General features: G+C 43.8%; 22 protein-coding genes. 18 read left to right on the forward strand and 4 right to left on the reverse strand.

What is annotated here, in order from left to right; genetic code table 11:
* Nucleotides 1–1,133: 1,133 nt before the first annotated feature.
* The 8 genes from rplM (at nt 1,134) to IM792_RS05400 (ending at nt 8,255) form a co-directional block, all read left to right on the forward strand.
* Nucleotides 1,134–1,571, forward strand: a complete 438-nt coding sequence (gene rplM / locus IM792_RS05365; protein WP_194100815.1) for a 50S ribosomal protein L13 — start codon at nt 1,134–1,136, stop codon at nt 1,569–1,571.
* A gap of 27 nt (nt 1,572–1,598) precedes the next feature.
* Nucleotides 1,599–1,985 (forward strand): 30S ribosomal protein S9, encoded by a 387-nt coding sequence (gene rpsI / locus IM792_RS05370; protein WP_194100816.1) that lies wholly within the window; start codon nt 1,599–1,601, stop codon nt 1,983–1,985.
* A gap of 21 nt (nt 1,986–2,006) precedes the next feature.
* A complete protein-coding gene (gene rpsB, locus IM792_RS05375) occupies nt 2,007–2,855 on the forward strand; it encodes a 30S ribosomal protein S2 (RefSeq protein ID WP_194100817.1) in 849 nt (282 codons plus the stop codon).
* A gap of 90 nt (nt 2,856–2,945) precedes the next feature.
* On the forward strand, nt 2,946–3,797 hold the full coding sequence (gene tsf, locus IM792_RS05380) for a translation elongation factor Ts (RefSeq protein WP_194100818.1): 852 nt from the start codon (nt 2,946–2,948) through the stop codon (nt 3,795–3,797).
* A gap of 96 nt (nt 3,798–3,893) precedes the next feature.
* On the forward strand, nt 3,894–5,018 hold the full coding sequence (gene nagA / locus IM792_RS05385) for an N-acetylglucosamine-6-phosphate deacetylase (protein ID WP_194100819.1): 1,125 nt from the start codon (nt 3,894–3,896) through the stop codon (nt 5,016–5,018).
* Nucleotides 5,019–5,054: 36 nt separating this feature from the next.
* Nucleotides 5,055–5,759, forward strand: a complete 705-nt coding sequence (gene pyrH, locus IM792_RS05390) for a UMP kinase (RefSeq protein WP_194100820.1) — start codon at nt 5,055–5,057, stop codon at nt 5,757–5,759.
* 99 nt (nt 5,760–5,858) lie between these two features.
* Nucleotides 5,859–6,422 (forward strand): ribosome recycling factor, encoded by a 564-nt coding sequence (gene frr / locus IM792_RS05395; protein WP_194100821.1) that lies wholly within the window; start codon nt 5,859–5,861, stop codon nt 6,420–6,422.
* A 72-nt stretch (nt 6,423–6,494) separates the two neighbouring features.
* Nucleotides 6,495–8,255, forward strand: a complete 1,761-nt coding sequence (locus IM792_RS05400; protein WP_194100822.1) for an ABC transporter ATP-binding protein — start codon at nt 6,495–6,497, stop codon at nt 8,253–8,255.
* A gap of 185 nt (nt 8,256–8,440) precedes the next feature.
* On the opposite strand, the gene IM792_RS05405 is transcribed toward IM792_RS05400, so the two are convergent.
* The gene (locus IM792_RS05405) at nt 8,441–8,860 is read right to left on the reverse strand and encodes a nucleoside-diphosphate kinase (RefSeq protein ID WP_194100823.1); all 420 of its coding nucleotides are present in this window, start codon (nt 8,858–8,860) and stop codon (nt 8,441–8,443) included.
* 199 nt (nt 8,861–9,059) lie between these two features.
* Between IM792_RS05405 and IM792_RS05410 the strand changes: the two genes are divergently transcribed.
* Genes IM792_RS05410 through IM792_RS05420 form a run of 3 tightly spaced genes read left to right on the forward strand, consistent with a single transcriptional unit; the run spans nt 9,060 to nt 12,082 of the window.
* Nucleotides 9,060–10,070 carry a DHH family phosphoesterase gene (locus IM792_RS05410; protein WP_194100824.1) on the forward strand — a complete coding sequence of 337 codons (1,011 nt, stop codon included), beginning with the start codon at nt 9,060–9,062 and terminating at the stop codon, nt 10,068–10,070.
* Nucleotides 10,071–10,072: 2 nt separating this feature from the next.
* Nucleotides 10,073–11,029: an FKBP-type peptidyl-prolyl cis-trans isomerase gene (locus IM792_RS05415; RefSeq protein ID WP_194100825.1), complete on the forward strand. Its 957-nt coding sequence runs from the start codon at nt 10,073–10,075 to the stop codon at nt 11,027–11,029.
* A 60-nt stretch (nt 11,030–11,089) separates the two neighbouring features.
* Nucleotides 11,090–12,082 carry an FKBP-type peptidyl-prolyl cis-trans isomerase gene (locus IM792_RS05420; RefSeq protein ID WP_194100826.1) on the forward strand — a complete coding sequence of 331 codons (993 nt, stop codon included), beginning with the start codon at nt 11,090–11,092 and terminating at the stop codon, nt 12,080–12,082.
* A gap of 79 nt (nt 12,083–12,161) precedes the next feature.
* Here IM792_RS05420 and IM792_RS05425 read toward each other — a convergent pair whose 3' ends face one another.
* Nucleotides 12,162–12,836, reverse strand: a complete 675-nt coding sequence (locus tag IM792_RS05425; RefSeq protein WP_194100827.1) for an HAD family phosphatase — start codon at nt 12,834–12,836, stop codon at nt 12,162–12,164.
* A gap of 141 nt (nt 12,837–12,977) precedes the next feature.
* Between IM792_RS05425 and IM792_RS05430 the strand changes: the two genes are divergently transcribed.
* From IM792_RS05430 to IM792_RS05440, 3 genes are all read left to right on the forward strand, one after another.
* Nucleotides 12,978–13,736 carry a DeoR/GlpR family DNA-binding transcription regulator gene (locus IM792_RS05430; protein ID WP_194100828.1) on the forward strand — a complete coding sequence of 253 codons (759 nt, stop codon included), beginning with the start codon at nt 12,978–12,980 and terminating at the stop codon, nt 13,734–13,736.
* A gap of 93 nt (nt 13,737–13,829) precedes the next feature.
* On the forward strand, nt 13,830–14,600 hold the full coding sequence (locus tag IM792_RS05435) for a TatD family hydrolase (protein ID WP_194100829.1): 771 nt from the start codon (nt 13,830–13,832) through the stop codon (nt 14,598–14,600).
* 27 nt (nt 14,601–14,627) lie between these two features.
* Nucleotides 14,628–15,650, forward strand: a complete 1,023-nt coding sequence (locus IM792_RS05440) for an asparaginase (protein ID WP_194100830.1) — start codon at nt 14,628–14,630, stop codon at nt 15,648–15,650.
* A gap of 2 nt (nt 15,651–15,652) precedes the next feature.
* On the opposite strand, the gene IM792_RS05445 is transcribed toward IM792_RS05440, so the two are convergent.
* A complete protein-coding gene (locus IM792_RS05445; protein WP_194100831.1) occupies nt 15,653–16,378 on the reverse strand; it encodes a glycosyltransferase family 2 protein in 726 nt (241 codons plus the stop codon).
* 341 nt (nt 16,379–16,719) lie between these two features.
* Here IM792_RS05445 and IM792_RS05450 point away from each other — a divergent pair, with 341 nt between their 5' ends.
* The 3 genes from IM792_RS05450 to IM792_RS05460 all read left to right on the forward strand — a co-directional run bounded on the left by IM792_RS05450 (nt 16,720) and on the right by IM792_RS05460 (nt 21,244).
* The gene (locus tag IM792_RS05450) at nt 16,720–17,448 is read left to right on the forward strand and encodes a pyridoxine 5'-phosphate synthase (RefSeq protein ID WP_194100832.1); all 729 of its coding nucleotides are present in this window, start codon (nt 16,720–16,722) and stop codon (nt 17,446–17,448) included.
* A gap of 140 nt (nt 17,449–17,588) precedes the next feature.
* A complete protein-coding gene (gcvP, locus tag IM792_RS05455; protein ID WP_194100833.1) occupies nt 17,589–20,480 on the forward strand; it encodes an aminomethyl-transferring glycine dehydrogenase in 2,892 nt (963 codons plus the stop codon).
* Nucleotides 20,481–20,824: 344 nt separating this feature from the next.
* Nucleotides 20,825–21,244, forward strand: coding sequence for a response regulator (locus IM792_RS05460; protein ID WP_194100834.1), 420 nt, complete (start codon nt 20,825–20,827; stop codon nt 21,242–21,244).
* Here IM792_RS05460 and IM792_RS05465 read toward each other — a convergent pair.
* Complete coding sequence (locus IM792_RS05465; RefSeq protein ID WP_194100835.1) at nt 21,241–22,011, reverse strand: MBL fold metallo-hydrolase; 771 nt, start codon at nt 22,009–22,011, stop codon at nt 21,241–21,243. The genes IM792_RS05460 and IM792_RS05465 overlap by 4 nt on opposite strands.
* A 132-nt stretch (nt 22,012–22,143) precedes the next feature.
* Here IM792_RS05465 and recJ point away from each other — a divergent pair, with 132 nt between their 5' ends.
* The gene (gene recJ / locus IM792_RS05470; RefSeq protein WP_194100836.1) at nt 22,144–23,844 is read left to right on the forward strand and encodes a single-stranded-DNA-specific exonuclease RecJ; all 1,701 of its coding nucleotides are present in this window, start codon (nt 22,144–22,146) and stop codon (nt 23,842–23,844) included.

Below are 23,844 nucleotides of genomic sequence, written 5' to 3' on the forward strand. Positions count from 1 at the left end.
GCCCGATTATTTTTCCTTTGTGTAAACTTTTTCGTTTCAATAGTTGTTAAGCATTAGGCAAAAAGTTATCCAAAGGCTGCAGATCACCCCATAAGGCACCATCAAAAACACAATGCACTGATAATCAGCATATTGAAAAACAAAGAAATATTAACTGAAACTTTAATCACGGGGAAACATTTTCCCCAACCCACGGGAACGGGCAAGGATATTGGGGAAATCCACAGACAATTCCCCAGCGGGAAAAACACTTAAACACAGCTTAAAACAACGTTTTGGCAGAAAAGCCACACCAAACACCTCACAACAAATAGCTAAATTCTATGGCCTATAAAGGTTAACTATGGAGAAACCCTACCTAAATCCTCTCCAAGGGAGAGGGGGTGAGGAATACCTCTTTCGTCATTGAGGTACGAAGCAATCTCTTTAGGACAATCTTCAAGATCAGCCGCTCGGGGATTGCTTCGTGCCTCGCAAAGACGTGACGGATTAAGGGGTATTTATATAATTTGAAAGCACGAACTGTTAATAACCGTTGTTACCGGCATCAGAAATGCCCGGAGCAGTACAACTCTTGCCAAAGCACACCCTTTCACCGGGCAGGGCGTAGCCGGCAGTTTTTCTTTGGTTACTTTCTTTTTTCTGCAAAAAAGAAAGTGACAATCACTAACGATCAATAAAGTACATCTTTGTGCTCATGAGCAGTGAAAGTGCTTTTACAATAGCGTGCTTAGTTCAAAGTTTTGTGCTTTTATCATCGTTAGTCTGCTCTTGGGCGCAGAGCCCAGTTACTTTGTCTTAGACACAAAGTAACCAAAAGTCAAGGCAGAAAAAACCTTCCGCCCACAAGGCCATACTCCCTGGCCCGGTTTTCTGCCAGGCCTGCGCTCGTTGATTCTCTTATTATCTATTATTATAATAATATGGAAGGGGGATCGGATACTATAATATAACACCCACTTAATCTATTACTAATCAATATTAAAGCTCCTTGAAACTATATTTGCAACGCTTAGCTAACAGCCTGAAACAAAATAGTTAAAAAGCATTTGACAGAGTTGGAATAAAACGTATCTTTGCAGTCCCGAATTTTACGGGTATAATAAACGTTTAATTAATTTAATTTTAAGCAAGTGAATACGTTAAGTTACAAAACTGTCTCAGCCAACAAAAAAACCGTTAACAAGGAGTGGGTTGTTGTTGACGCGGAAGGCGAGATTTTGGGGCGCTTGTCTTCTAAGATCGCTATGATCATCAGAGGAAAAAACAAGCCAAGCTTTACCCCAAACGTAGACTGCGGTGATAACGTTATTGTTATTAATGCAGACAAGGTAAAACTGACCGGAAACAAGTTTGCCGATAAGCAATATGTTTCATACACTGGTTACCCAGGTGGTCAGCGTTTCATTTCTCCTAAGGAGTTAATGGCAAAGCATCCTGAGCGCGTAATTGAAAAAGCCGTTCGTGGTATGTTACCTAAGAATCGTTTGGGCAAGGCCTTATTTGGTAATCTGCATGTTTATGCCGGTGCCGAACATCCGCACGCCGCTCAAAACCCTAAAACCATTTAACTTTTTAATTTCTAAAGGAGAAAAGAAATGCCAACAACTAACACTTCAGGCAGAAGAAAAACCGCAGTTGCCCGCATTTATTTAAGCGAAGGCAACGGCAACATTACCGTTAACGGTAAAGATTACAAAGAGTACTTCCCAACATTGCCGTTACAATACATCGTTAACCAATCATCAGAGGTTGCGGGTGTAGCAGGCCAGTACGATGTTAAGGTAAACGTAGCAGGTGGTGGTGTTAAAGGACAGGCCGAGGCCGTTCGTTTAGCTATCGCTAAAGCTATTGTTGAGCTTGACGCTGAAAAGAAACCAGCATTACGCGCTAAAGGTTTAATGACACGTGATGACCGTATGGTTGAACGTAAAAAACCAGGTCGTCGTAAAGCGAGAAGAAGATTTCAATTCAGTAAACGTTAATATTTTAAGGAGGACTCAACAATGGCAAGAACAACATATCAGGATTTACTGGATGCAGGTGTACACTTTGGTCACCTTACCCGTAAATGGGATCCGAAAATGGCTCAGTACATTTTCATGGAGCGCAACGGTATCCACATTATCGATTTAAATAAAACTTTGGCAAAAGTTGAAGAAGCAGCTGCTGCCATCAAACAAATAGTAAAATCAGGACGTAAAGTTTTGTTTGTTGCTACCAAGAAACAAGCTAAAGACATCGTTGCTGAACAAGCTAAAACTGTAAACATGCCTTTCGTAACCGAGCGTTGGTTAGGTGGTATGTTAACTAACTTCGCAACTGTACGTAAGTCGATCAAAAAAATGTCGAACATCGACAAATTGACCAAAGACGGTACTTACAGCATCCTTTCTAAAAAAGAGCGTTTGATGATCCAACGTGAGCGTATCAAACTTGAAACTTTATTAGGTGGTATTGCTGACCTTAACCGTTTGCCGGCTGCTTTGTTCCTGATCGACGTTAAGAAAGAGCACATCGCTGTTTCTGAAGCGTTGAAACTGAACATCCCGACCTTCGCGATGGTTGATACTAACTCTGATCCTTCAAACATCGACTTCCCGATCCCGGCGAATGATGATGCTACAAAATCGATCTCTTTGATCACTTCAATCATCATCAAAGCTATTGAAGAAGGTTTAGACGAGCGCAAACGCGAAAAAGAAGACGAAGCTGAAAAAGAAGCAGCTGTTGCTAAAGCAAAAGCTGATAGCCCTGAGGCTGCTGCCGAAGGTGGCAAAAGAGCACGTAAAGTAACAGCTGAGGCTGAAACTGAAACCGAAGCTCCATCTGCCGAAGCTTCAACTGAAGAATAATATTGAGTTAACAAACAGTGATGAACAATAGGCTGCGGCTTATTGTTCATCACGTGTTACTCACTAAGCAAACAAAAAACTTAAAAAAATATGTCTACAGTACAAATATCTGCCGCCGACGTAAACAGACTGCGCCAGCAAACCGGTGCCGGTATGATGGATTGCAAAAAAGCTTTAACTGAAACCAATGGTGATTTTGAAGCAGCAATTGACTATTTAAGAAAAAAAGGTGCTAAAGTAGCAGCAAGCCGTCAGGACCGCGAGTCAAACGAAGGTGTTGTTATCGCCCGTGCATCTGCCGATGGCAAAAAAGGTGTTGTAATTGAGCTTAACTGCGAAACTGATTTCGTGGCTAAAAATGCTGAGTTCATCGCTTTTGCTAACGCTATCGCTAACGCCGCTGTTGAAAAAACTCCGGCTTCAATTGATGAGTTATACCAACTTGAAATTGATACTGAAACTTCACGTATCTCTATCGGCGAAGCCATTACCGACAAAACCGGTAAAATTGGTGAGAAGATAGGCGTATCTAAATACGAGATTGTTGAAGGTGAGAAAGTAATTGGTTACATCCACGGTAACTTCCGTTTAGGTGTATTGGTTGCTTTGAGTGCTAACGCTGAAGGTGCTGAAGAAGCAGGTAAAGACGTTGCAATGCAAATTGCCGCCATGAACCCTGTTGCTATCGATAAAGATGGTGTTGATTCAACTACTATCGAGCGTGAATTAGCTATCGCTAAAGAGCAAATTCGTGCCGAAGGTAAACCAGAAGAAATGGTTGAGAAAATTGCCGCTGGTAAACTAAACAAATTCTACAAAGATTCAACCCTGTTGAACCAGGAGTTTGTTAAAGACCCATCAAAAAATATTTCACAGTTCCTGGCAACTGTTGAGAAAGGCCTTACCGTAACCGCCTTTAAGCGAGTTGCTTTAGGAGCTTAATTTTATTATCCCCCTCGTTTTAACGAGGGGGATTTTTTTTGCGATCACATTTTTTAACTACCTTATGCCGAACTTGTTTCGGCAACTTAATGTTTAATGGTCACAGCATTACACAACCTGCAATTAATAACTAACGGAACCATTGTTTCGGGAAAAGCTATTTTAATTGAGGGTGATGTTATTAAGGCCGTGACCGATGCCGGCCAACTCCCCGCCGGTGTAAAAAGCATTGACCTTAACGGGGCATACGTAGCTCCGGGACTTATCGACCTGCAAATTTACGGTGCCGGTACCCAATTGTTTGGCGGCATGCCATCAGTTGAAGCACTGGCCGAAATGGAAGATGTATTGCTTAAACAAGGCACTACAGGCTTTTTTCCTACCATCGCCACTAACAGCGATGAGGTGGTGCTGCAAGGCATCGATGCTTGCAAGGCATATATGCCGCAGGCCAAAGGCAACTTTTTAGGTTTACACCTTGAGGGGCCTTACCTTAACCCGAAGCGTAAAGGCGCCCATCCCGAAGAATATATCAAGAAAGCAACCCTGGCCGAACTTAAAAGCTGGGTTGAACGTGGCGAAGGCATCATTAAAATGATGACCATAGCACCCGAATTGCAGGATGCCGAAGTTGTTGATTACCTCGCATCGCAAAATATCATCATCTCCGCAGGGCATACTGATGCTACTTACCATCAGGCTTCACAATTTTTGAACAACCCGGTAGCGGCGGCAACGCACCTGTTTAATGCTATGCCTCAAATGCACCATCGTGAGCCGGGAATTGTTCCTGCTATTTTTGAGCAAAGGCCTTATACCAGCATTGTGGCCGATGGTATACATGTGAGCTTCCCGATGATAGCCCTGGCAAAACGTGAGCTTGGCGATAAGCTTTTTTTTATTACCGATGCGGTTACCATAGCCAGCGAGGGCGCCTACCAGCACCAGTTAAAGGGCGATAGGTATGTTATGCCCAATGGCACCTTATCAGGCTCGGCATTAACTATGTTGAAGTGCGTTGAAAATGGTGTGAAAAATGTGGGCATTAGCTTACCCGAAGCCATAAATATGGCCTCACTTTACCCGGCGCAGTTGGCATCACTCACAAAAAATGGTAAAATTGAAGCCGGTTACTTAGCTGATTTGATAATATTTAATGATAGTTTTGCGGTCGCGAAAACCATATTGCGGGGCGAAATCGTGTACAACGCAAACCAATAACTCGAAACTAACTGACAACACTATAACACATATCTGATGAAATACAAAAGGATCTTATTAAAACTCAGCGGAGAATCGCTAATGGGCGAAAGACAGTATGGTATTGATAATAACCGCGTGCAGCAATATGCGCAGGATATTAAAACCGTATTTGATGCCGGTATTGAGATTGCGATAGTTATTGGCGGCGGCAACATCTTTAGAGGATTGAGCGCCGAAAAATCAGGTATGGAACGTGCCCAGGCCGATTACATGGGTATGCTGGCCACCGTAATTAACTGTATGGCCATGCAAAGCGCGCTGGAGGATATTGGTATTGATACCCGGCTGCAATCGGCTATTAAAATGGAGCAGATCTGCGAGCCTTACATCCGCCGCCGTGCCATGACGCATTTGCAGACCGGTAAGATTGTAATATTTGGTGCCGGTACCGGTAACCCATATTTTACTACGGATACGGCCGCGTCATTACGTGCCATCGAGATAAAGGCTGATGTGGTAATGAAAGGTACCCGCGTGGATGGTATTTACACTGCCGACCCGGAGAAAGATCCAACCGCTACCCGTTATGACGAGATCAGCTTTCAGGAAGTGTATGACAAAGGCCTTAACGTAATGGACATGACCGCTATTACTCTTTGTAAAGAGAACAAGTTGCCAATTGTGGTGTTTGATATGAATAAGGAAGGCAACTTTATGAAACTTGCCCAAGGCGAGCACGTAGGTACTATTGTAAAGTAACAAACGTTTTGTTGGGCTGATGCAGGTAAATTTTAACCTGTGTTAAATGGCATTACACAGAACAGATGTTTTTACTATTTTTGTTGAAAATTTATACCAATGAGCGAACTCATTAAAAAACAGATCACCGAAGCAAAGGCTTTAATGGAAAAAGCCGTTGACCATACTGATAGCGAACTTTTAAAGATACGCGCGGGTAAAGCTAACCCGGCCATGCTTGATGATATTACCGTTGACTACTACGGTACACCAACACCGCTTAGCCAGGTAGGTAACGTTAATACGCCTGATGCGCGTACTATTGTGGTACAACCTTGGGAAAAATCATTACTTAACGCTATCGAGAAAGCTATTAAGGAAGCTAACCTGGGTGTAAACCCAACTAATGATGGTGTTATCATCCGTATCAATATACCTCCACTTACTGAGGAGCGTCGTCGTGATTTGGTGAAGAAAGCCAAAGGCGAGGTTGAAAGCGGTAAGGTTGCTGTGCGTAACATTCGTAAGGATGCTAACGAGAAGATCAAAAAGCTAAAATCTGAAGGTGTATCAGAAGACGAGATCAAAACCGGCGAAGCCGAAATCCAGAAGCTGACCGACAGTTACATAGCTAAATGCGATGTCCTATCAGAAGCAAAAGAAAAAGATATAATGACGGTTTAATAACCAACCTAATGTCAAATTAAAGGGAGTGAGCGTTTTACGCCATTCCCTTTTTTTATTTTTGCGGCCTGTATGAAACTGCTTTTATCTTATTTAACCAAACATAAATGGGTAGTGGTGCTTGCGTTAGTGCTTGCAGCTATTAATATTGGCTTCTCTTTGCTCGATCCTTTAATAACCGGAAACATAGTTGATAAGTATATGTTACCGCGTACGGACAAGGCTTATACTTTTGAGTATCGTTTTTATGGTTCACTGGGTTTAGTCGGACTTGCTATTGGTGCTGCAATGGTATCACGTATAGCGAAAAACTTTCAGGACTACTTTACCAATATTATTGTGCAAAAGGTAGGCGCACAAATGTACTCGGATGGTTTAAGACATTCGTTGCAAATGCCTTTTCAGGTATTTGAAGATCAACGTAGCGGCGAAACTTTAGGCATATTACAAAAGGTACGCACTGATTGCGAAAAATTCATAACCTCGTTCATCGGAGTGCTGTTTGTGAGCTTGGTGGGCATGATATTCGTTGTTATATATTCGCTTACAGTAAGCTATAAGGTAACTCTTGTGTATTTTGCAGCTATACCAATTATTACTTTGGTAAGCATGGCGCTTAGTAAGCGCATTAAAAACATTCAAAAGAAAATAGTTTTTGAAACCACTTCATTAGCCGGCTCTACTACCGAGTCGCTCCGGAATATTGAATTAGTTAAAAGTCTTGGCCTGGCCAATCAGGAGATTGAACGCCTAAACAAAACCACCTATAAAATACTCGACCTCGAATTAAAGAAGATAAAATTTGTGAGGAGTATGAGTTTTTTACAGGGTACTACGGTTAATCTTGTACGTAGCGCTATGGTGGTAGTATTATTAATGCTGATATTCAAGGGTGACCTTACGCCGGGTAATTACTTTAAGTTCTTATTTTATTCATTTTTCTTATTCAATCCACTTCAAGAATTAGGTAATACTATACAGTCATGGCGTGAGGCCCAAGTGTCACTTGCTAATTTTCAGCGCATATTGTCAACTCCGGTTGAGGTTAAGCCCGAAAAGCCTGTATTGTTAGAAAAGGTTGGTAATTTGGCGTTTGATGGTGTATCATTTAAGCACTTAACCGCTAATCGGAATGCTTTAAGTAATATAAATTTTGAAGTAAATGCCGGCGAAACCATAGCTTTTGTAGGTCCATCAGGCTCTGGTAAAAGTACATTGGTAAAACTACTCGTTGGGTTGTACCAGCCACTTGAAGGTGGAATTTTGTATAATGGTACGTTAAGTAAAGATATTGACCTTGACCAATTGCGTGAACGTATCGGTTTTGTAACTCAGGAAGCCCAATTATTCTCAGGTACTATCCGCGAGAATTTGCAATTCGTTCGCCCGGGCGCTACGGATGCCGAGTGTATGAATGTACTGCATCGTGCCGCCTGCCAGGGTTTATTAGCCCGTGCAGATAAAGGTTTAGATACCGTGATAGGCGAGGGTGGCGTAAAGGTTTCGGGAGGTGAAAAGCAACGTTTGTCGATAGCCCGTGCCCTGTTGCGTAACCCGGATATCTTGGTATTTGACGAGGCTACATCGGCATTGGATTCATTGACCGAGGAGGAGATTACCGAAACCATACGTGATGTATCTGTTAAGCACGATCATATTACTATACTGATAGCCCACCGCCTTTCAACCATTATGCATGCCGATAGGATATACGTACTGGAAAAAGGTAACATTGTAGAATCGGGCAAACACCTTGACCTGCTGCTGCAAAAGGGACTTTACTACGCCATGTGGCGCCAGCAGATAGGCGAGAAGGACGTAGTGGCGGGGTAGTTAATCTCTAAGATTATAATGTCATTTCGAACGAGGTACGAGGAGAAATCTGTCGCCGTATTATCAACGCGTACAGATTTCTCGCTATCGCTCGAAATGACAAGTAATAATATTAAAACCTCATAAAAAAAATACCCCCTCTTTGCATAGCAGAGAGGGGGTATTTTTATGGTGTTTAACTTAACTTAGAATTTCTCGAAAGCTGAAAAGAAGAAGCTACCTTCAATTTGCGCGTTTTCGTCAGAGTCAGAACCGTGAACCGCGTTAGCCTCAATTGATTGGGCGAATAATTGGCGGATAGTACCTGCTTCGGCTTTAGTAGGGTCGGTAGCACCAATCAGTTTACGGAAATCTTCAACCGCGTTGTCTTTTTCAAGTATAGCGGCAACGATAGGGCCTGATGACATGAAATCAACCAAAGCACCATAAAACGGACGCTCTTTGTGTACGGCATAAAATTCGCCTGCCTTGGCAGCGCTAAGCGCGGTGTATTTAAGCGCTACAATTTTAAAACCGCTTTTAGTTATCTTGTCTAATATTGCACCAATATGCCCGTTTGCAACAGCATCAGGCTTAATCATGGTAAATGTTTTGTTAGTTTCCATTCTGAGTGTTTATAGTTGCCGCAAAAATAGACTTTTACCGCATCATTTTTAAAACTTTTTGGTATAAAGGCAAAAGTAGCAGCACTTTAAGCAATGGACGTGTAAACGCGGTTTTATGGGCTTATAATTAAAAATGTTACACCTAAATATCAATGCGTTGGAAATTTATCTTAGCTTTGCAATCCTTTAAAAAAGTTTGATGTTAGACATAGCCTCGGTTGCCCGGCTGTTAGAGCAGCCACGAAGAATAGTAATTACCACGCATCATAAGCCCGATGGCGATGCGATGGGCTCGTCGTTAGGCTTGTATAATTATTTGATACAGCAAGGCCACCATGCCAGGGTTGTTGTACCGTCAGACTATCCCGATTTTTTAAGCTGGATGCCCGGAAACGAGGAGGTGATCATCTACACAGAAAATGTAGCTGTTGCCAATACGTTGATCGCTGAGGCCGAGATGATATTTTGCCTGGATTTTAATGCCCTATCGCGCATTAACGCCATGACGGACAGCGTACGTGCCAGCCAGGCTGTAAAGCTGATGATAGACCACCACCTGGAGCCGGAGGATTTTGACGATTTTCGTTACTGGGATATCAACGCCTGTGCTACCGCGCAGCTGGTGTACACCTTTATTGCCGATGCGCTTAATAACAAGGCATTGATCAATAAGGATGTGGCTACCTGTTTATATACCGGTATCATGACGGATTCGGCATCATTCCGCCTGCCAAAAACAACGGCCGAGGTGCACATGATAGCCGCCGAGCTGATCAACGCGGGCGCGGTTAACTGGCGCATACACGAGCTGGTTTATAACAGCTCGACCGAAAATCGTTTGCGCTTTTTGGGGCATTGTTTAAGCAATAAGCTCGAAGTGCTGAACGAATTTAACACCGCCATCGTATCAATAACAAAAGCCGAGCTTGAACAGTATGATGTACAAACCGGCGATACTGAAGGCATAGTAAATTTTGCACTTTCAATTGCCAATATTAAACTTGCAGCGTTTATTGTTGAGCGCACCGGCGAGGTTAAGCTTTCGCTACGTTCAAAAGGCGAGTTTCCGGCGAATGAGATATGTAAAAAGTATTTTAGCGGCGGCGGGCACCGCAACGCGGCCGGAGGACGGTCGGACAAACCGCTTAACGAAGTAATACAAGAACTAAAAGATATATTACCCAATTACAAAAAGTTATTAATACAATAGAAATGAAAAAAGGCTTCATGTTTTTTGCGCTTGCAGCGTTAGCTATGGCAAGCTGTAACGGTGGATTTAAACAAGCACCAGGTGGCTTGCTTTACAATATACACACTGATAAAGAAGGCGCTACTATTAAAGAGGGCGACTTTTTAGCAGTTAACGTAATTACCAAGAACGATGCCGACTCGGTATTGTCATCAACTTATGATGCCGGTAACTCGGCACCTGTGCTGATGCAAAAACCACAGGCAAAAGGCGATATCTACGCGGCTTTGCAATTATTGAGCGAAGGTGATAGCGCCACTATCAAAATGAATATCGACTCGGTATTCCCTAAAGGTCAGCGCCCGCCGCAACTTAAAGGTAAATACCTGGTGTATGAAATGAAGGTTGAGAAAGTTATCGCTAAAGGTAAACTGAGCGATCAGGTTTTTCAGGGCCGTATATCTGAGTACTTCAAAAAACAAGGCGAAGAACTGAAAAAACGCGAGCCTGTTTTAATGGCTAAATACATTGCTGATAATAACCTTAAAGTATCAAAAACAGCATCAGGCCTTAACTATGTAATTACTAAACAAGGCAGCGGCCCGCAAATTATTGAAGGCGATACAGCTGTTGTTAACTACACAGGTCGTTTACTGTCAGGCAAGGTGTTTGATACCAGCGTTAAGGAAGTAGCAGAGAAAGAAAAGATCGCTAACCCGATGCGTAAATATGAGCCTATCCGTGTTCCGGTTGGTTCAGCAGGTATCATCAAAGGTTGGGCTGATGCTTTGGTGTTATTAAACAAAGGCGCTAAAGGTACTTTCGTTATCCCATCAAGCCTGGCTTACGGCGAACAAGGCTCACCAAACGTTATCCCTCCATTCTCACCATTAGCGTTCGAGATTGAAGTGGTTGACGTGGTAAAACCAAAAGCAGGCGCGGCGCCAGTAGCTCCGGCACCGGCTCCGGCGAAAAAATAATTGTACATTTAAAAAATACCGGCCTTTCTGACCACCATCAGAAAGGCCTTTTTATTACTTATGAAAAAAATATGTTTAGCTATCGCGATCGCGGCCCTGTCATTCCAGGCTTCGGCGCAGGTGCAACGCACGGCCAAGGGTGCCGAGTGTACCATCGTAACTAAAAACAGCGGCCCTAATATTAAAGAGGGCGACATCATTACCTTCCAGGTAGAGCAGCTGACTGATAAGGATTCGGTATTGTTCAGTACCTACAAAGCCGGTCGCCCGGTGCAAACACAGGTACGTGCCTCACAAAGCATGATGGATTTGATGGATGTATTTACCCTGCTTGGCGCTAAGGATAGCGCGCTGGTAAAGCTTCCGGTCGATTCTATTTTTAAAGGCCATGAGGATGCTATGCCTCCGTTCCTGAAAAAAGGTACCAACATCATCACCCGTTTAAAAATAGAAAAGGTACAATCAATGGCTGAGGCCATGGCCGAAAAGGAAGCCGAAATGGCCAAGCTTAAAGAAGCCGAAACTGCCGCCGCTGCTAAATACATTACCGATAATAAGCTAACGGTTACTACAACACCATCTGGCTTAAAATATATTATCACAGCACCATCGGCTAAATTAAAGCCAAAGGCTGGCGATACCATGTTGGTAAATTACGTAGGCCGCACGCTGGATGGCAAGGTATTCGACTCGAGTATTGAAGCCGAAGCCAAGAAAGCCAACCTGCAACAGCCGGGCCGCACTTACGAGCCTATTGAGGTTGTACAAAGCGAAGGCCGTGTAATAAAAGGCTGGGAAGAAGGTTTGGCATTGCTGGGCGAAGGCTCAAAAGCTACGTTGATCATTCCATCAGCATTAGGTTATGGCGAGCGTGGTTCGCCGCCGGTTATTATGCCATACAGCACCTTGGTGTTTGATGTGGAGCTGGTAAAGGTTAAGCCAGGCAAAAAAGCAGTAGCCGCGCCGGTTAAAAAGGCAACTCCCGCTAAAAAAGCTCCGGTACGTAAAAAGACCACCGCTAAAAAGGCGACTACAACCAAGAAAACTAAATAGAGTTTATTGGCCTCAGTATACTAAGTCCGGCATCGTTGCCGGACTTTTTTTGTTTTATTAAGATTGCTCGTTAGTTTCCTTATTTACCGATAGCATCATATTGATCATTAAACAAGTTGATAATATGCTGCGCGTCTATATCACTAAAATCAGATATCACCTCCTCTGTTTCAGGGCTCAATTCGTTTGCCGTGTGCGTGGTTGATAGGCCTATCACCATCATTCCAGCGGCCTTTGCAGCGGCAATTCCTGAAAAGGAATCTTCAAAAACTACGCATCGCGACGGATCGATCATTAAACGCTCAGCGGTTTTTAGGTAAACTTCGGGGTGAGGCTTTGAAAATTGAACTTGCGAGGCATCTGTTATAACCTTGAACAGGTCGCTGATACCGGCAAGCTTCAAAACCAGGTCGACATTTTTACGTGGCGCCGAAGTGGCTATCGCAACCGGAATATTGTGCGCTGCGAGTGCCTTAACAAACTCAGTTATCCCCGGAACTAATTTGCTCTCCGTTTCATAAAATAACCCAACTTCGCTGTTTAAGAATGTGCAGTATTCAGCCAGTACATCGGCTTCTAAGGGCTTGCCATAAACCATCCTCAAGGTATCAGATGCCGTTCTGCCGAATATGTAATGATTGAACTGTTCGTCTGTCAGGGTTATATTTTGGCTATCAAAAAAGTTTTTCCAGGCTTTGATAATTACCGGGTTGCTATCAATAATAACCCCGTCCATATCAAATATAACTGCCATTGGTTGCTGTATATGTTCCATGTTTATGCAATGTTTTTGTTTAAAATGCTGTATAATGCAATATTTATGCTGCAAATGTATTTATAAATTGCAATATTATGCAATATTTATTTATTAAATTTTCATTAATATTGCAACATCATGCAGTTATTAAGTAAGGAGCAGAGATTATTAAAGCTTATTACCGAAGTTGAAAATTCCGGTAAGGTAGATATGCGTTCGTTAGGCGAGAAGTTTGACGTTTCTATTGATACCATCCGGAGAGATATCAAGGAGCTACATGACAAAGGATTGCTTAAAGCGATACGAGGCGGCGCGATAGCCCATTCGCCTATCCCCAAGCCTTTTCGTGATCGGCTGAATTTCGATTCGGAAGAAAAGAAGATCATAGCATTGAAAGCGGTTAAGCTGCTTCAAAATGATCAGACCATTATACTTGACGGAGGAACCTCGACATTGGCGTTAGCCAATAACATACCTACCGAAATACGATTGACTGTTGTAACCAACAGTTTTCCGATAGTAAACGTGTTAGAGAGCCATCCAAATATTGATATTTTATTTGCCGGTGGGCGATTAAGAAAAATGGGGTTTGATACAGCCGGCACAGAAACAATAAGGATGTATGAAAGTATCCGTGCCGATCTGTGCTTTATGTCGGTTTACAGTATTCACCATAAAATAGGCATCACGGCAAAAGAATATGAAGATGCTGAACTCAAAAGAAGCATTGTAAAATACGCCCAGAAAGTAGTGGCACTGGCTACAGCCAGCAAAACAGATACCGCCGAAGCATTTTTTGTTTGCGATATGGATGCGATTGATTTTTTAGTTACCGATGTAGATCCGCTCGACGAAAAAATGCGCATGTTTCGGGAATTTGGTTTGAACGTTATTTAGTAAGCAAGCAGATAATGTTGAATGATGGTAATTCGTGCGATATAAAATACCGGCCTTGCCCGATTAATCAGCAGGCTTTTATATTTTTGCCGCATGGTATTAACTGATACACATACCCATCTGTACTATGAAAGCGACCCGGAGAAACGCCGGTTACTGATAGAGCGTTGCATACAAAACGATGTAAAGCGCCTGTTTTTACCCAATGTTGATGCTGATTCGGTGCCGAAGGTTTACGAACTTACCGATGCTTACCCGGAGATGTGTTTCCCGATGCTGGGCCTGCACCCTTGCGATGTAAAGCCGGGTTGGGAAGATCATCTGGAAAAAATAAAGGCCTTTCATCGGCCTGAACATAAAATATATGCCATTGGCGAAATAGGGATTGATCTGTATTGGGATAAAACCTATTTAGACGGGCAGATCGCTGCCTTTAAGGCACAGATAAACTGGGCCAAACAACTCGACCTGCCTATTGTTATTCACTGCCGGGATGCCTTTGATGAGGTGTACGAAGTGCTGGCCAGTGAGGCCGACGATAAGCTGCGTGGTATATTCCACTGCTTTACCGGCACTGCCGAATACGGCCAAAAGGTGATCGATCTGGGTTTTTACCTGGGTATTGGTGGCGTGGTAACTTACAAGAATAGCGGACTTGACAAGGTGGTTGAGCAAATTGACTTAAACCATATAGTTTTAGAAACGGATTCTCCGTATCTTACGCCCACTCCGTACCGTGGTAAACCTAACGAAAGTTCGTACCTGATATACGTTGCGCAAAAGCTTGCCGATATATATAATACAGATGTAGGAACGGTGGCTGAGGTAACTACCCTAAACTCAAAAAAGATTTTTGGGGTGTAATAATTTAAACTAACAAGATAGATATTAATGAACCAGATACTGATCATCTATACCGGGGGGACAATAGGTATGATGAGCGACCCGGTAACCAAGGCGCTTGTGCCCATTAACTTTGAACAGATAATGGATAACGTGCCCGAGCTGGAGCGCCTGAACTGTAAAATAAAGGTACACTCGTTTGATACCGTTATCGATTCATCGAACATGAATCCGGAAATATGGAACGAGCTGGCCCGACTGATTAAAAAGAATTACGATTCGGTTGATGGTTTTGTGGTATTGCATGGGTCGGATACGATGGCGTTCAGCGCATCGGCATTGAGCTTTATGCTCGAAAATCTGGATAAGCCTGTAATATTCACCGGTTCGCAGCTACCCATAAGCGCGGTACGTACCGATGCCAAGGAAAACCTGATGACGGCTATTGAGATAGCCAAAGCCAAAAAGAATGACCGCGCCCGAGTGCCCGAAGTTTGTATCTACTTTGATTATAAGCTTTTTCGTGGTAACCGTGCCTTCAAATATAATTCATCAAAGTTCGAGGCGTTCCGTTCGCCTAACTACCCTATACTGGCCGAGTCGGGCGTACACTTGCGTTTCAGCATAAATGATATACGCCAATCGCAGGGCGAGGAGCCTATCATTGTACACAATATGGCCGCTAATGATGTTGCCGTGCTTAAGCTTTACCCGGGCATAAGCCCTAAAGTAGTTGAGAGTATCCTGACATCAGATGTGCGCGGTATAGTGATGGAAACCTACGGCTCGGGCAATACCACTACCGACGATTGGTTTATTGATCTGCTTAAAAACGCTATCGACAGTGGTAAGGTGATACTGGATATATCGCAATGTAAGGTAGGTACGGTTGAGCTTGGCCGGTACGAAACCAGCAAGCAACTAAAAGATATTGGTGTAACTAATGGTTACGACATGACCTTTGAGGCTGCCGTAACCAAAATTATGTATCTGCTGGGTCAGTCTAACGATCCGTTGCAGGTAAAAGAGTGGCTTGAAACCGACCTGCGTGGCGAGCTGACCATTTCCTGATATTATTTTACACCCAACATGCCGTATTTAAGAATGCAATAGATAGCGCGGAAACCATCTTTCCAGCCTATTTTTTTGCCTTCCTCATAAGTACGACCGTAGTATGATATGCCTACCTCGTAAAAACGAATTTTAGGTATGCGGGATATTTTGGCGGTTATTTCGGGCTCAAAACCAAAGCGTTTTTCGCGCAGGGTAAGGCTTTGTATCATTTGGGTATCAAACAGTTTGTAGCATGTTTCCATATCCGTAAGGTTAAGGTTGGTAAACATGTTTGATAGCGTGGTAAGAAATTTATTACCCAGCGTATGCCAAAAGAATAATATACGGTGCGCGTTACCACCCATAAACCTTGAACCATAAACCACATCGGCAAAGCCATCAACTACGGGTTTTAGCAGGTCGTTAAATTCTTCAGGATCATACTCCAAATCGGCATCCTGAATGATCAGGTATTCGCCGGTAGCCTTGCTGATGCCGGTATGTAAAGCAGCGCCCTTGCCTTTGTTAACCTCGTGCGCGTAATACATAATATTCAGATCAGGATTGGCCAGGATGTAATCGTTGATCGCCTGCTCGGTATTGTCTGTAGAGCGGTCGTTCACAATAATTACTTCTTTAGCGATGTTGTTTCGCAGTTTTACTGCTTTCACCTTATTTAAAATAAAGTGTATCGTTCGGCCTTCGTTATAAGCCGGGATAATGATAGAGAGTTTAGAGATGGGCATTTCGTCAATAGTTTATTATAGAGTTAACTAATTAGCTCAGCAAGGGTAGTGCCGCAGTATCCTCATTACAAAATGAATAGTGCGATAATTGTGTGTAAATTACAACTATTACGAGAAATTATTGAGAAAGTTTTGAGAATGTTATTATTATCGCCGATTTAGTGCATTGTAAGCAATTTTTAACCTAAAGGTTAAAAAAGGTGCAATTTAATGACGAGTTATTGTATCTGTGCAGGTGCGGTCGAAATGTAAAGTCGAACAAAAATCAATCTAAAAATACATTTTATTGTTTAAACGGTAATTAATGATATTTGCCGTTCAATTTAAACAGGTAGTAATTTATGGTACGCTTATCAGTAAACATCAATAAAATAGCAACAATACGTAACTCGCGCGGTGGTAATAACCCCGATGTGTTAAAGGTGGCTATGGATTGTGAACGTTTCGGCGCGGAGGGCATCACCGTACACCCACGGCCTGATGAACGCCATATTCGTTATGATGATGTGCGCGCTATCAAAAACATAGTTACTACCGAATTTAATATTGAAGGCAACAGCCGCGAGCAGAAGTTTGTTGACCTGGTGCTCGAAACCAAACCCGCCCAGGTTACCCTGGTGCCTGATGAACTGGGGCAGATCACCTCGAACCATGGCTGGGATACCATTGCCAACCAGGATTATCTGAAAGATACCATCGCCATGTTTCAGGAGGCAGGCATACGGGTATCCATATTTGTTGACCCCGTGCCGCAAATGGTAGAAGCCGCCGTCACAACCGGTACCGATAGAATAGAGCTTTACACCGAAGGTTACGCCACCCAATTTGCTTTTGGGCGTGAGCTGGCTCTAGCCCCATATATTGCCGCCGCAAAGGTAGCTAACGAGGTAGGGTTGGGCATAAACGCGGGCCATGATCTTGATCTGCAAAACCTGAAATACTTTGCCGCCAATATTCCCGGATTATTAGAGGTGAGCATTGGCCATGCTTTGGTATGCGATGCCTTGTATTTCGGGTTGGAAAGCACCATACAGCAATATTTGGAGCAGTTGAAAGTCAGCGCGGTTTAACGTTTTATCAACATTGAAAAAATAATGTGCTGATATTTAAATATGGGGCATGTAAATGCAATGTCAATAACAGGTTAGGTAATTGATAATCGGTGTAATAATCGTACCTTTGCGGCATTATATTAACAGGGCCATATTTCATGCAATTGAACACTGATTACCAGGAAAAATTCCAGTCGCGCCACATCGCACCCAACGATGCCGACACCGCCGAAATGTTAAAAACCGTAGGCGTAAATTCATTAGACGAGCTTATTGAACAAACCGTTCCGGCGCAAATACGCCTTAAGAACCCGTTGAATTTGCCGGCCGCAAAAAGCGAGTTTGATTACCTGAACACGCTTAAACAAACCGCGTCAAAAAACAAGGTTTTTAAAAGCTATATAGGCCAGGGTTATTATGATGTTATTGTACCGGGCGTAATTCAGCGTAACATTCTCGAAAATCCGGGATGGTACACGCAATACACCCCTTACCAGGCTGAGATAGCTCAGGGCCGTTTACAGGCATTGCTGAATTTCCAAACCATGGTGATCGACCTTACCGGTATGGAAATAGCCAACGCATCATTACTTGACGAGGGTACCGCCGCTGCCGAGGCTATGTTTATGCAATACAGCCTGCGTAAAAATCAAAAGGCCAATAAATTCTTTGTATCTGAGGAGCTTTTCGCTCAAACCATTGATATATTAAAAACCCGCTCGCAGCCTTATGGTATCGAGCTGGTAATGGGCAGCCACGAGTCGGTTGAATTGACCGAGGATATGTTTGGCGCCATTGTACAATATCCCGCTAAAAACGGTGAGGTATATAATTACAGCGATTTTGCTGCCAAAGCACATGAGAAAGGCATCAAGCTAACCGTAGTTGCCGATTTGATGAGCCTTGTACTGTTAACGCCTCCGGGTGAGTGGGGTGCCGATATTGTAGTGGGCAGCAGCCAGCGTTTTGGTATACCAATGGGTTTTGGTGGCCCGCACGCGGCTTTCTTCGCTACTAAAGAGGAGTACAAACGCTCAATGCCGGGTCGTATAATAGGTGTAACTATTGATAGCGCCAACAACTACGCACTGCGTATGGCGCTGCAAACCCGCGAGCAGCACATCCGCAGAGATAAGGCTACTTCAAACATTTGTACCGCGCAGGCTTTATTAGCTATTATGGCCGGTATGTATGCCGCGTACCACGGTCCGCAAGGGTTGAAACTGATAGCTGAGCGCATACATGGTTTAAGCGTACTGCTTTCAAACTCGTTAGAGGAATTGGGTTACAAACAACTGAACAAGGCTTACTTTGATACCTTGCAGTTTGACCTTGGCGACCTGGTTGGCCCGCTGCATGGCGAGGCTTTGAACAACGAGATGAACCTGAACTATAATGGTTCGGTAGTTACCATCACGCTGGATGAAACTACTTCGGTTGAAGATGTAAAAACTATAGTTCGCTTTTTTGCCAAGGTAAAAGGCAAAAACCTGAACGATGTAAATATTGATGAGCTGAAAGGCAACCTGCAAACCACCATTCCGACGGATTTGCAGCGTACATCAGCTTACCTCACCCACCCGGTATTCAACACGCACCACTCAGAGCATGAGATGCTGCGTTACATCAAATCGTTGGAAGCAAAGGATCTTTCATTGTGCCACTCAATGATCGCCCTGGGCTCATGTACCATGAAGCTTAATGCTACTACCGAGATGGTGCCTGTAACCTGGGCCGAATTCAGCAAGATGCACCCGTTTGCACCTGTTGACCAAACCGGCGGCTACATGCAGTTATTTGATGAGTTGGATAAATGGTTAAGCGAAATAACCGGCTTTGCTGCCATGAGCTTACAGCCAAACGCAGGCGCTCAGGGTGAGTATGCAGGTTTAATGGTTATACGTGCCTACCATCTGGATAGGGGCGATACCCAGCGTAACATCGCGTTGATCCCGTCATCAGCACACGGTACTAACCCGGCATCGGCAGCTATGGCCGGTATGAAGATCATCGTAGTAAAATGTGATGAGAATGGTAACATTGACGTTGCCGACCTTAAAGCTAAAGCCGAGCAATATAAAAACGAACTTTCGTGCCTGATGGTAACTTACCCATCAACACATGGTGTGTTTGAGGAAAGCATTATCGAGGTATGCAACATTATACATGAAAATGGTGGCCAGGTTTATATGGATGGCGCCAACATGAATGCACAGGTAGGTTTAACAAGTCCGGCCAACATCGGTGCCGACGTTTGTCACCTTAACCTGCACAAGACCTTTTGTATACCTCACGGTGGTGGTGGCCCCGGCATGGGTCCTATCGGTGTGGCTAAACACCTGGTGCCTTACCTGCCAGGCCATGCGGTGGTTGATATTGATAAGGGTAAATCTATCCCGGCTGTTTCGGCAGCGCCTTGGGGTTCGGCATCTATCCTAATCATATCTCACGCTTACATAGCCATGATGGGCGGCGACGGTTTAACCAACGCTACCAAATATGCTATATTGAACGCCAACTATATTAAAACAAGACTTAAGGTACACTACCCGGTATTATACACAGGTAGCAAAGGCCGTTGCGCGCACGAGATGATATTGGATTGCCGCTCTTTCAAAGCGCAAGGCATTGAGGTTACCGATATTGCCAAGCGTTTAATGGACTATGGTTTCCACGCGCCAACCGTATCGTTCCCGGTTGCGGGTACGGTAATGATAGAGCCGACAGAGTCAGAGCCTAAGCACGAGCTTGACCGTTTCTGCGATGCCATGATAGCCATCCGTAACGAGATAAAGGATATTGAGGCCGGCTTGTCAGACAAAATTGATAACCCGTTGAAAAATGCCCCGCACACTACCGCCGTAGTTACCAGCAACGAGTGGGAGCATAGCTATACACGCCAAAAAGCGGCATTCCCGCTGCCTTATGTGGCTGCTTATAAATTCTGGCCATCAGTAGGTCGGGTTAATGATACTTATGGCGATCGTACGCTGATATGTTCATGCCCGCCAATTGAAGATTACGCTTTTGAAGAAAGTGTAATAGAATAATAGCAAAATACGCAACCGCGAATTTAACGCATAAATAACAGCACTTAATGTGCCTGTTATTTATGCGTTTTTTGTAAAAAAGCCGTTTGTTTAGTGTGCATAAACTACACGCATGCAACAATTTAGTTGCTTGCATGTATAATATTCTGAGATTTTGTAAATTATAATAATATTATACATAGATTTAGCTATGCAATAAAAAGTGTAATTCACGTTGAAAATTAAAGCTGTAAATTTGCTGTAAGATTTTTGTGCGGAAGGATATTTAGAAATAAATTTTCTATATTTTACAACTTTTTAGAATAAAAAACTTTTTATTTGACTATACGTATAACACCCCTAATATGAGTATTCTTAGCAAAACAATAAATGTTCTGTTAGTTGACGACGATGAGATCAATAATTTCATTTCTATAAAACTTATAAAAAAGGCGATGTTAAACACAAACATTATCGCCTGTTTGAACGGTAAGTTTGCTATTGATCAGCTTGTAGAATTGCAACAAAAAGACCCCGAAAATTTACCCGATTATATCCTGCTGGATATAAATATGCCGATCATGAACGGCTGGGACTTTTTGGACGAATACAAACGTTTGGGTATCGATCCCTTAAAAAAGACCAAGATCTACATCATATCTTCTTCCGTTTTCAGTAACGATATCAGCAAGGCGCGCTCATACCCGCTCGTGCACGATTTTATTTCAAAACCGCTGAATGTTGAACGTATCAGAGAAATTTTCGACGTAGAGAAAGAAAGTTAAGCCGACTGGATGGCAAAGTGCTCGCCATCAAATGTTACCGTACCAACCGTAGTGCCCTTTGAGTGATAGAACAGGCAGCGCCAGCCATCGGCAGCAGCTTGTTTGCCATATTCTTCGCGCAGCTCCATAGCCTTGCGGCCATCATAATCGTACTTGGCAATAAAACGGCGCAGCAACTGCTCAGGCTCCGGTAATTCATCGCCACCAAAAAATACTTTTTGGCCACCATCCTCAATTAAAAATACCTGGTGGTACTGGCAATGCCCGCCCGATAGCTGGTAGGTTATGCCCGGTTTAAAAGTGCCGTCGCCCTCGGTAAGGGTAAGCTTAACGCTATTTTGCAGGGCTTCAAATATTTCGATATGGTATGATGATGATTTGCCTGATAGAGCGAATTCCCATTCGCCGCGCTGTACCACATGCTCGGCCTGCAGAAAGCTGGGTTGCAGGCTGCCGCCACGCTCAACCACCAAACCGCCCGAGTGATCATAATGCAGGTGCGACATCAGTACCAGTGTAACATCCTCCGGCTCAAAACCGGCATTGCGTATGTGCTGGTGCAGGTACAGCTCGTCGCGGGTATCTTTATAACCCAGGCCGCTATCAAACAGTATCAGGTCATCAGCCGTTTTTATCAGGAAGGGATTTACATGGATGAAAAGCGAACCGGGGCGGCTCTTACGGTCGTCGGTTTCAGGATTAAAGGGAATGAATTTCTTTGTTGAATCTACCGAGTATGAGCCTTCGCCGAGTGTAAATATTTCCATGATATGTATATGTGCTGATGTTTGAGCAAGTTCAAAATATCAGCACGGTGTTATTTTGTTAACAATAATTTAATTGGCTTTTATGTTTAATAGCCAATGTTATATATTTAGGGTTTTATCCCCTGCAAAGATATGAATAAACGGTGGGCCATAAGGCAAAAAGCGGATCATGATGAAGTAAAAAGCCTTTCAGAGGCCTTGAACATCAATGCCGTTTTAAGCCATTTGCTGATAAGCAGAGGGACTAACAGCTACGATGATGCCCGTTATTTCTTTCGCCCCGATGTGCGCCACCTGCACGATCCCTTCCTGATGGCAGGTATGGAGCAGGCCGTAGAGCGCATTGAACTGGCCATTGCCCGTAACGAAAAGATATTAATATACGGCGATTACGACGTTGATGGCACCACAGCGGTATCGTTAGTATACGGCTTTTTTAAGGAGCGCTATGATAAGCTGGACTACTATATTCCCGACCGTTATTCCGAAGGTTACGGCATATCAACACAGGGTATTGACTTTGCGGCAGCCAATGGCTTTTCGTTAATCATAGCCCTCGACTGTGGTATAAAATCAATTGATAAGGTTGATTATGCCAACACGCTCAATATTGATTTTATTATTTGTGATCACCATACCTGCGGCGACACCATCCCCGCGGCTGTTGCCGTGCTCGATCCTAAACGCCCTGATTGCGAATATCCTTACAAGGAGCTATCCGGCTGTGGTGTTGGCTTTAAGTTGCTGCAAGCTTATGCCGAAAAAAATGATATTCCCTTTGAGGAGGTATTTCAGTTTATTGACCTGGTAGCCATAAGCATTGCCTGCGATATTGTGCAGATAGCCAGTGAAAACCGCGTTTTGGCCTACTTCGGTTTGCAGAAGCTGAACACCGAGCCTTGTACCGGTATTAAGATATTGATGGAGGTTGCCGGTCGTTCAGGCAATTACTCTATTGCTGATATTGTGTTTCTGCTTGGTCCGCGTATCAACGCTGCCGGGCGTATTGATGATGCCAAGCATGCCGTACAGCTCCTTATATCATGCGATGAGGTGGATGCCCGCGAAAAAGGCGCCCTCATTAATGTAAAGAATACCGAACGCAAAGGCCACGACTTGCAAATAACCGATGAAGCCCTGAGCATGATAGGTGCCAGCGAGGTGATGATCAACCGGAAATCAACCGTGGTATTTAACGAGAACTGGCACAAGGGGGTGATAGGCATCGTGGCATCGCGCCTAACCGAAAAATATTACCGCCCGACTGTAGTGCTCACCCGGTCAAACGGGCACGTGGCAGGTTCGGCACGCTCTGTTTTGGGGTACGATCTGTACGAAGCACTGTGCGGTTGCAGCGATCTGTTGCTGCAATTTGGCGGGCATAAATATGCCGCGGGCCTCACCATGAAACCCGAAAACGTGGAAGCTTTTATTAATAAGTTTGAGGAAGTGGTAAGCACTACCATTACCCCCGAACAACTGATACAGCAAATAGATATTGATGCCGAGCTCGACCTGAAGGATATTGACGGTAAATTCTTCCGTGTGCTGAGCCAGTTTGCTCCGTTTGGGCCGGGGAATATGTCGCCCGTGTTTTTATCGAAGAATGTGTACGTAAATGGCACCCCGGGATTGGTGGGCAGCAACCATATCAAAATGAGCATTAGTCAGCCCGGATCGGCATTGTTTGATTGTATTGCCTTTAATCACGGCGAATACCTGCGCCAGATACGCCCCGGCGTTCCGTTTGATGTATGCTACAGCATCGAAGAAAATGTATGGCGCGATAAACGCTCGCTGCAACTGAATATTAAGGGCATACGCTGTTATTAA

The sequence above is a fragment of the Mucilaginibacter sp. JRF genome (assembly GCF_015223065.1).
In the GTDB taxonomy this organism is placed as follows: Bacteria; Bacteroidota; Bacteroidia; order Sphingobacteriales; family Sphingobacteriaceae; genus Mucilaginibacter.

Excerpts from the sequence above, each read along its gene's own strand:
- IM792_RS05420 (WP_194100826.1), top strand. The coding sequence starts at position 11,090 with ATGAAAAAAATATGTTTAGCTATCGCGATCGCGGCCCTGTCATTCCAG.
- IM792_RS05425 (WP_194100827.1), bottom strand. The coding sequence starts at position 12,836 with ATGGCAGTTATATTTGATATGGACGGGGTTATTATTGATAGCAACCCG.
- IM792_RS05450 (WP_194100832.1), top strand. The coding sequence starts at position 16,720 with ATGGTACGCTTATCAGTAAACATCAATAAAATAGCAACAATACGTAAC.
- frr (WP_194100821.1), top strand. The coding sequence starts at position 5,859 with ATGAGCGAACTCATTAAAAAACAGATCACCGAAGCAAAGGCTTTAATG.
- tsf (WP_194100818.1), top strand. The coding sequence starts at position 2,946 with ATGTCTACAGTACAAATATCTGCCGCCGACGTAAACAGACTGCGCCAG.
- gcvP (WP_194100833.1), top strand. The coding sequence starts at position 17,589 with ATGCAATTGAACACTGATTACCAGGAAAAATTCCAGTCGCGCCACATC.
- nagA (WP_194100819.1), top strand. The coding sequence starts at position 3,894 with ATGGTCACAGCATTACACAACCTGCAATTAATAACTAACGGAACCATT.
- IM792_RS05410 (WP_194100824.1), top strand. The coding sequence starts at position 9,060 with ATGTTAGACATAGCCTCGGTTGCCCGGCTGTTAGAGCAGCCACGAAGA.
- IM792_RS05445 (WP_194100831.1), bottom strand. The coding sequence starts at position 16,378 with ATGCCCATCTCTAAACTCTCTATCATTATCCCGGCTTATAACGAAGGC.
- pyrH (WP_194100820.1), top strand. The coding sequence starts at position 5,055 with ATGAAATACAAAAGGATCTTATTAAAACTCAGCGGAGAATCGCTAATG.
- rpsI (WP_194100816.1), top strand. The coding sequence starts at position 1,599 with ATGCCAACAACTAACACTTCAGGCAGAAGAAAAACCGCAGTTGCCCGC.
- IM792_RS05435 (WP_194100829.1), top strand. The coding sequence starts at position 13,830 with ATGGTATTAACTGATACACATACCCATCTGTACTATGAAAGCGACCCG.
- IM792_RS05460 (WP_194100834.1), top strand. The coding sequence starts at position 20,825 with ATGAGTATTCTTAGCAAAACAATAAATGTTCTGTTAGTTGACGACGAT.
- IM792_RS05415 (WP_194100825.1), top strand. The coding sequence starts at position 10,073 with ATGAAAAAAGGCTTCATGTTTTTTGCGCTTGCAGCGTTAGCTATGGCA.
- IM792_RS05400 (WP_194100822.1), top strand. The coding sequence starts at position 6,495 with ATGAAACTGCTTTTATCTTATTTAACCAAACATAAATGGGTAGTGGTG.
- IM792_RS05430 (WP_194100828.1), top strand. The coding sequence starts at position 12,978 with ATGCAGTTATTAAGTAAGGAGCAGAGATTATTAAAGCTTATTACCGAA.
- IM792_RS05440 (WP_194100830.1), top strand. The coding sequence starts at position 14,628 with ATGAACCAGATACTGATCATCTATACCGGGGGGACAATAGGTATGATG.
- recJ (WP_194100836.1), top strand. The coding sequence starts at position 22,144 with ATGAATAAACGGTGGGCCATAAGGCAAAAAGCGGATCATGATGAAGTA.
- IM792_RS05405 (WP_194100823.1), bottom strand. The coding sequence starts at position 8,860 with ATGGAAACTAACAAAACATTTACCATGATTAAGCCTGATGCTGTTGCA.
- IM792_RS05465 (WP_194100835.1), bottom strand. The coding sequence starts at position 22,011 with ATGGAAATATTTACACTCGGCGAAGGCTCATACTCGGTAGATTCAACA.
- rpsB (WP_194100817.1), top strand. The coding sequence starts at position 2,007 with ATGGCAAGAACAACATATCAGGATTTACTGGATGCAGGTGTACACTTT.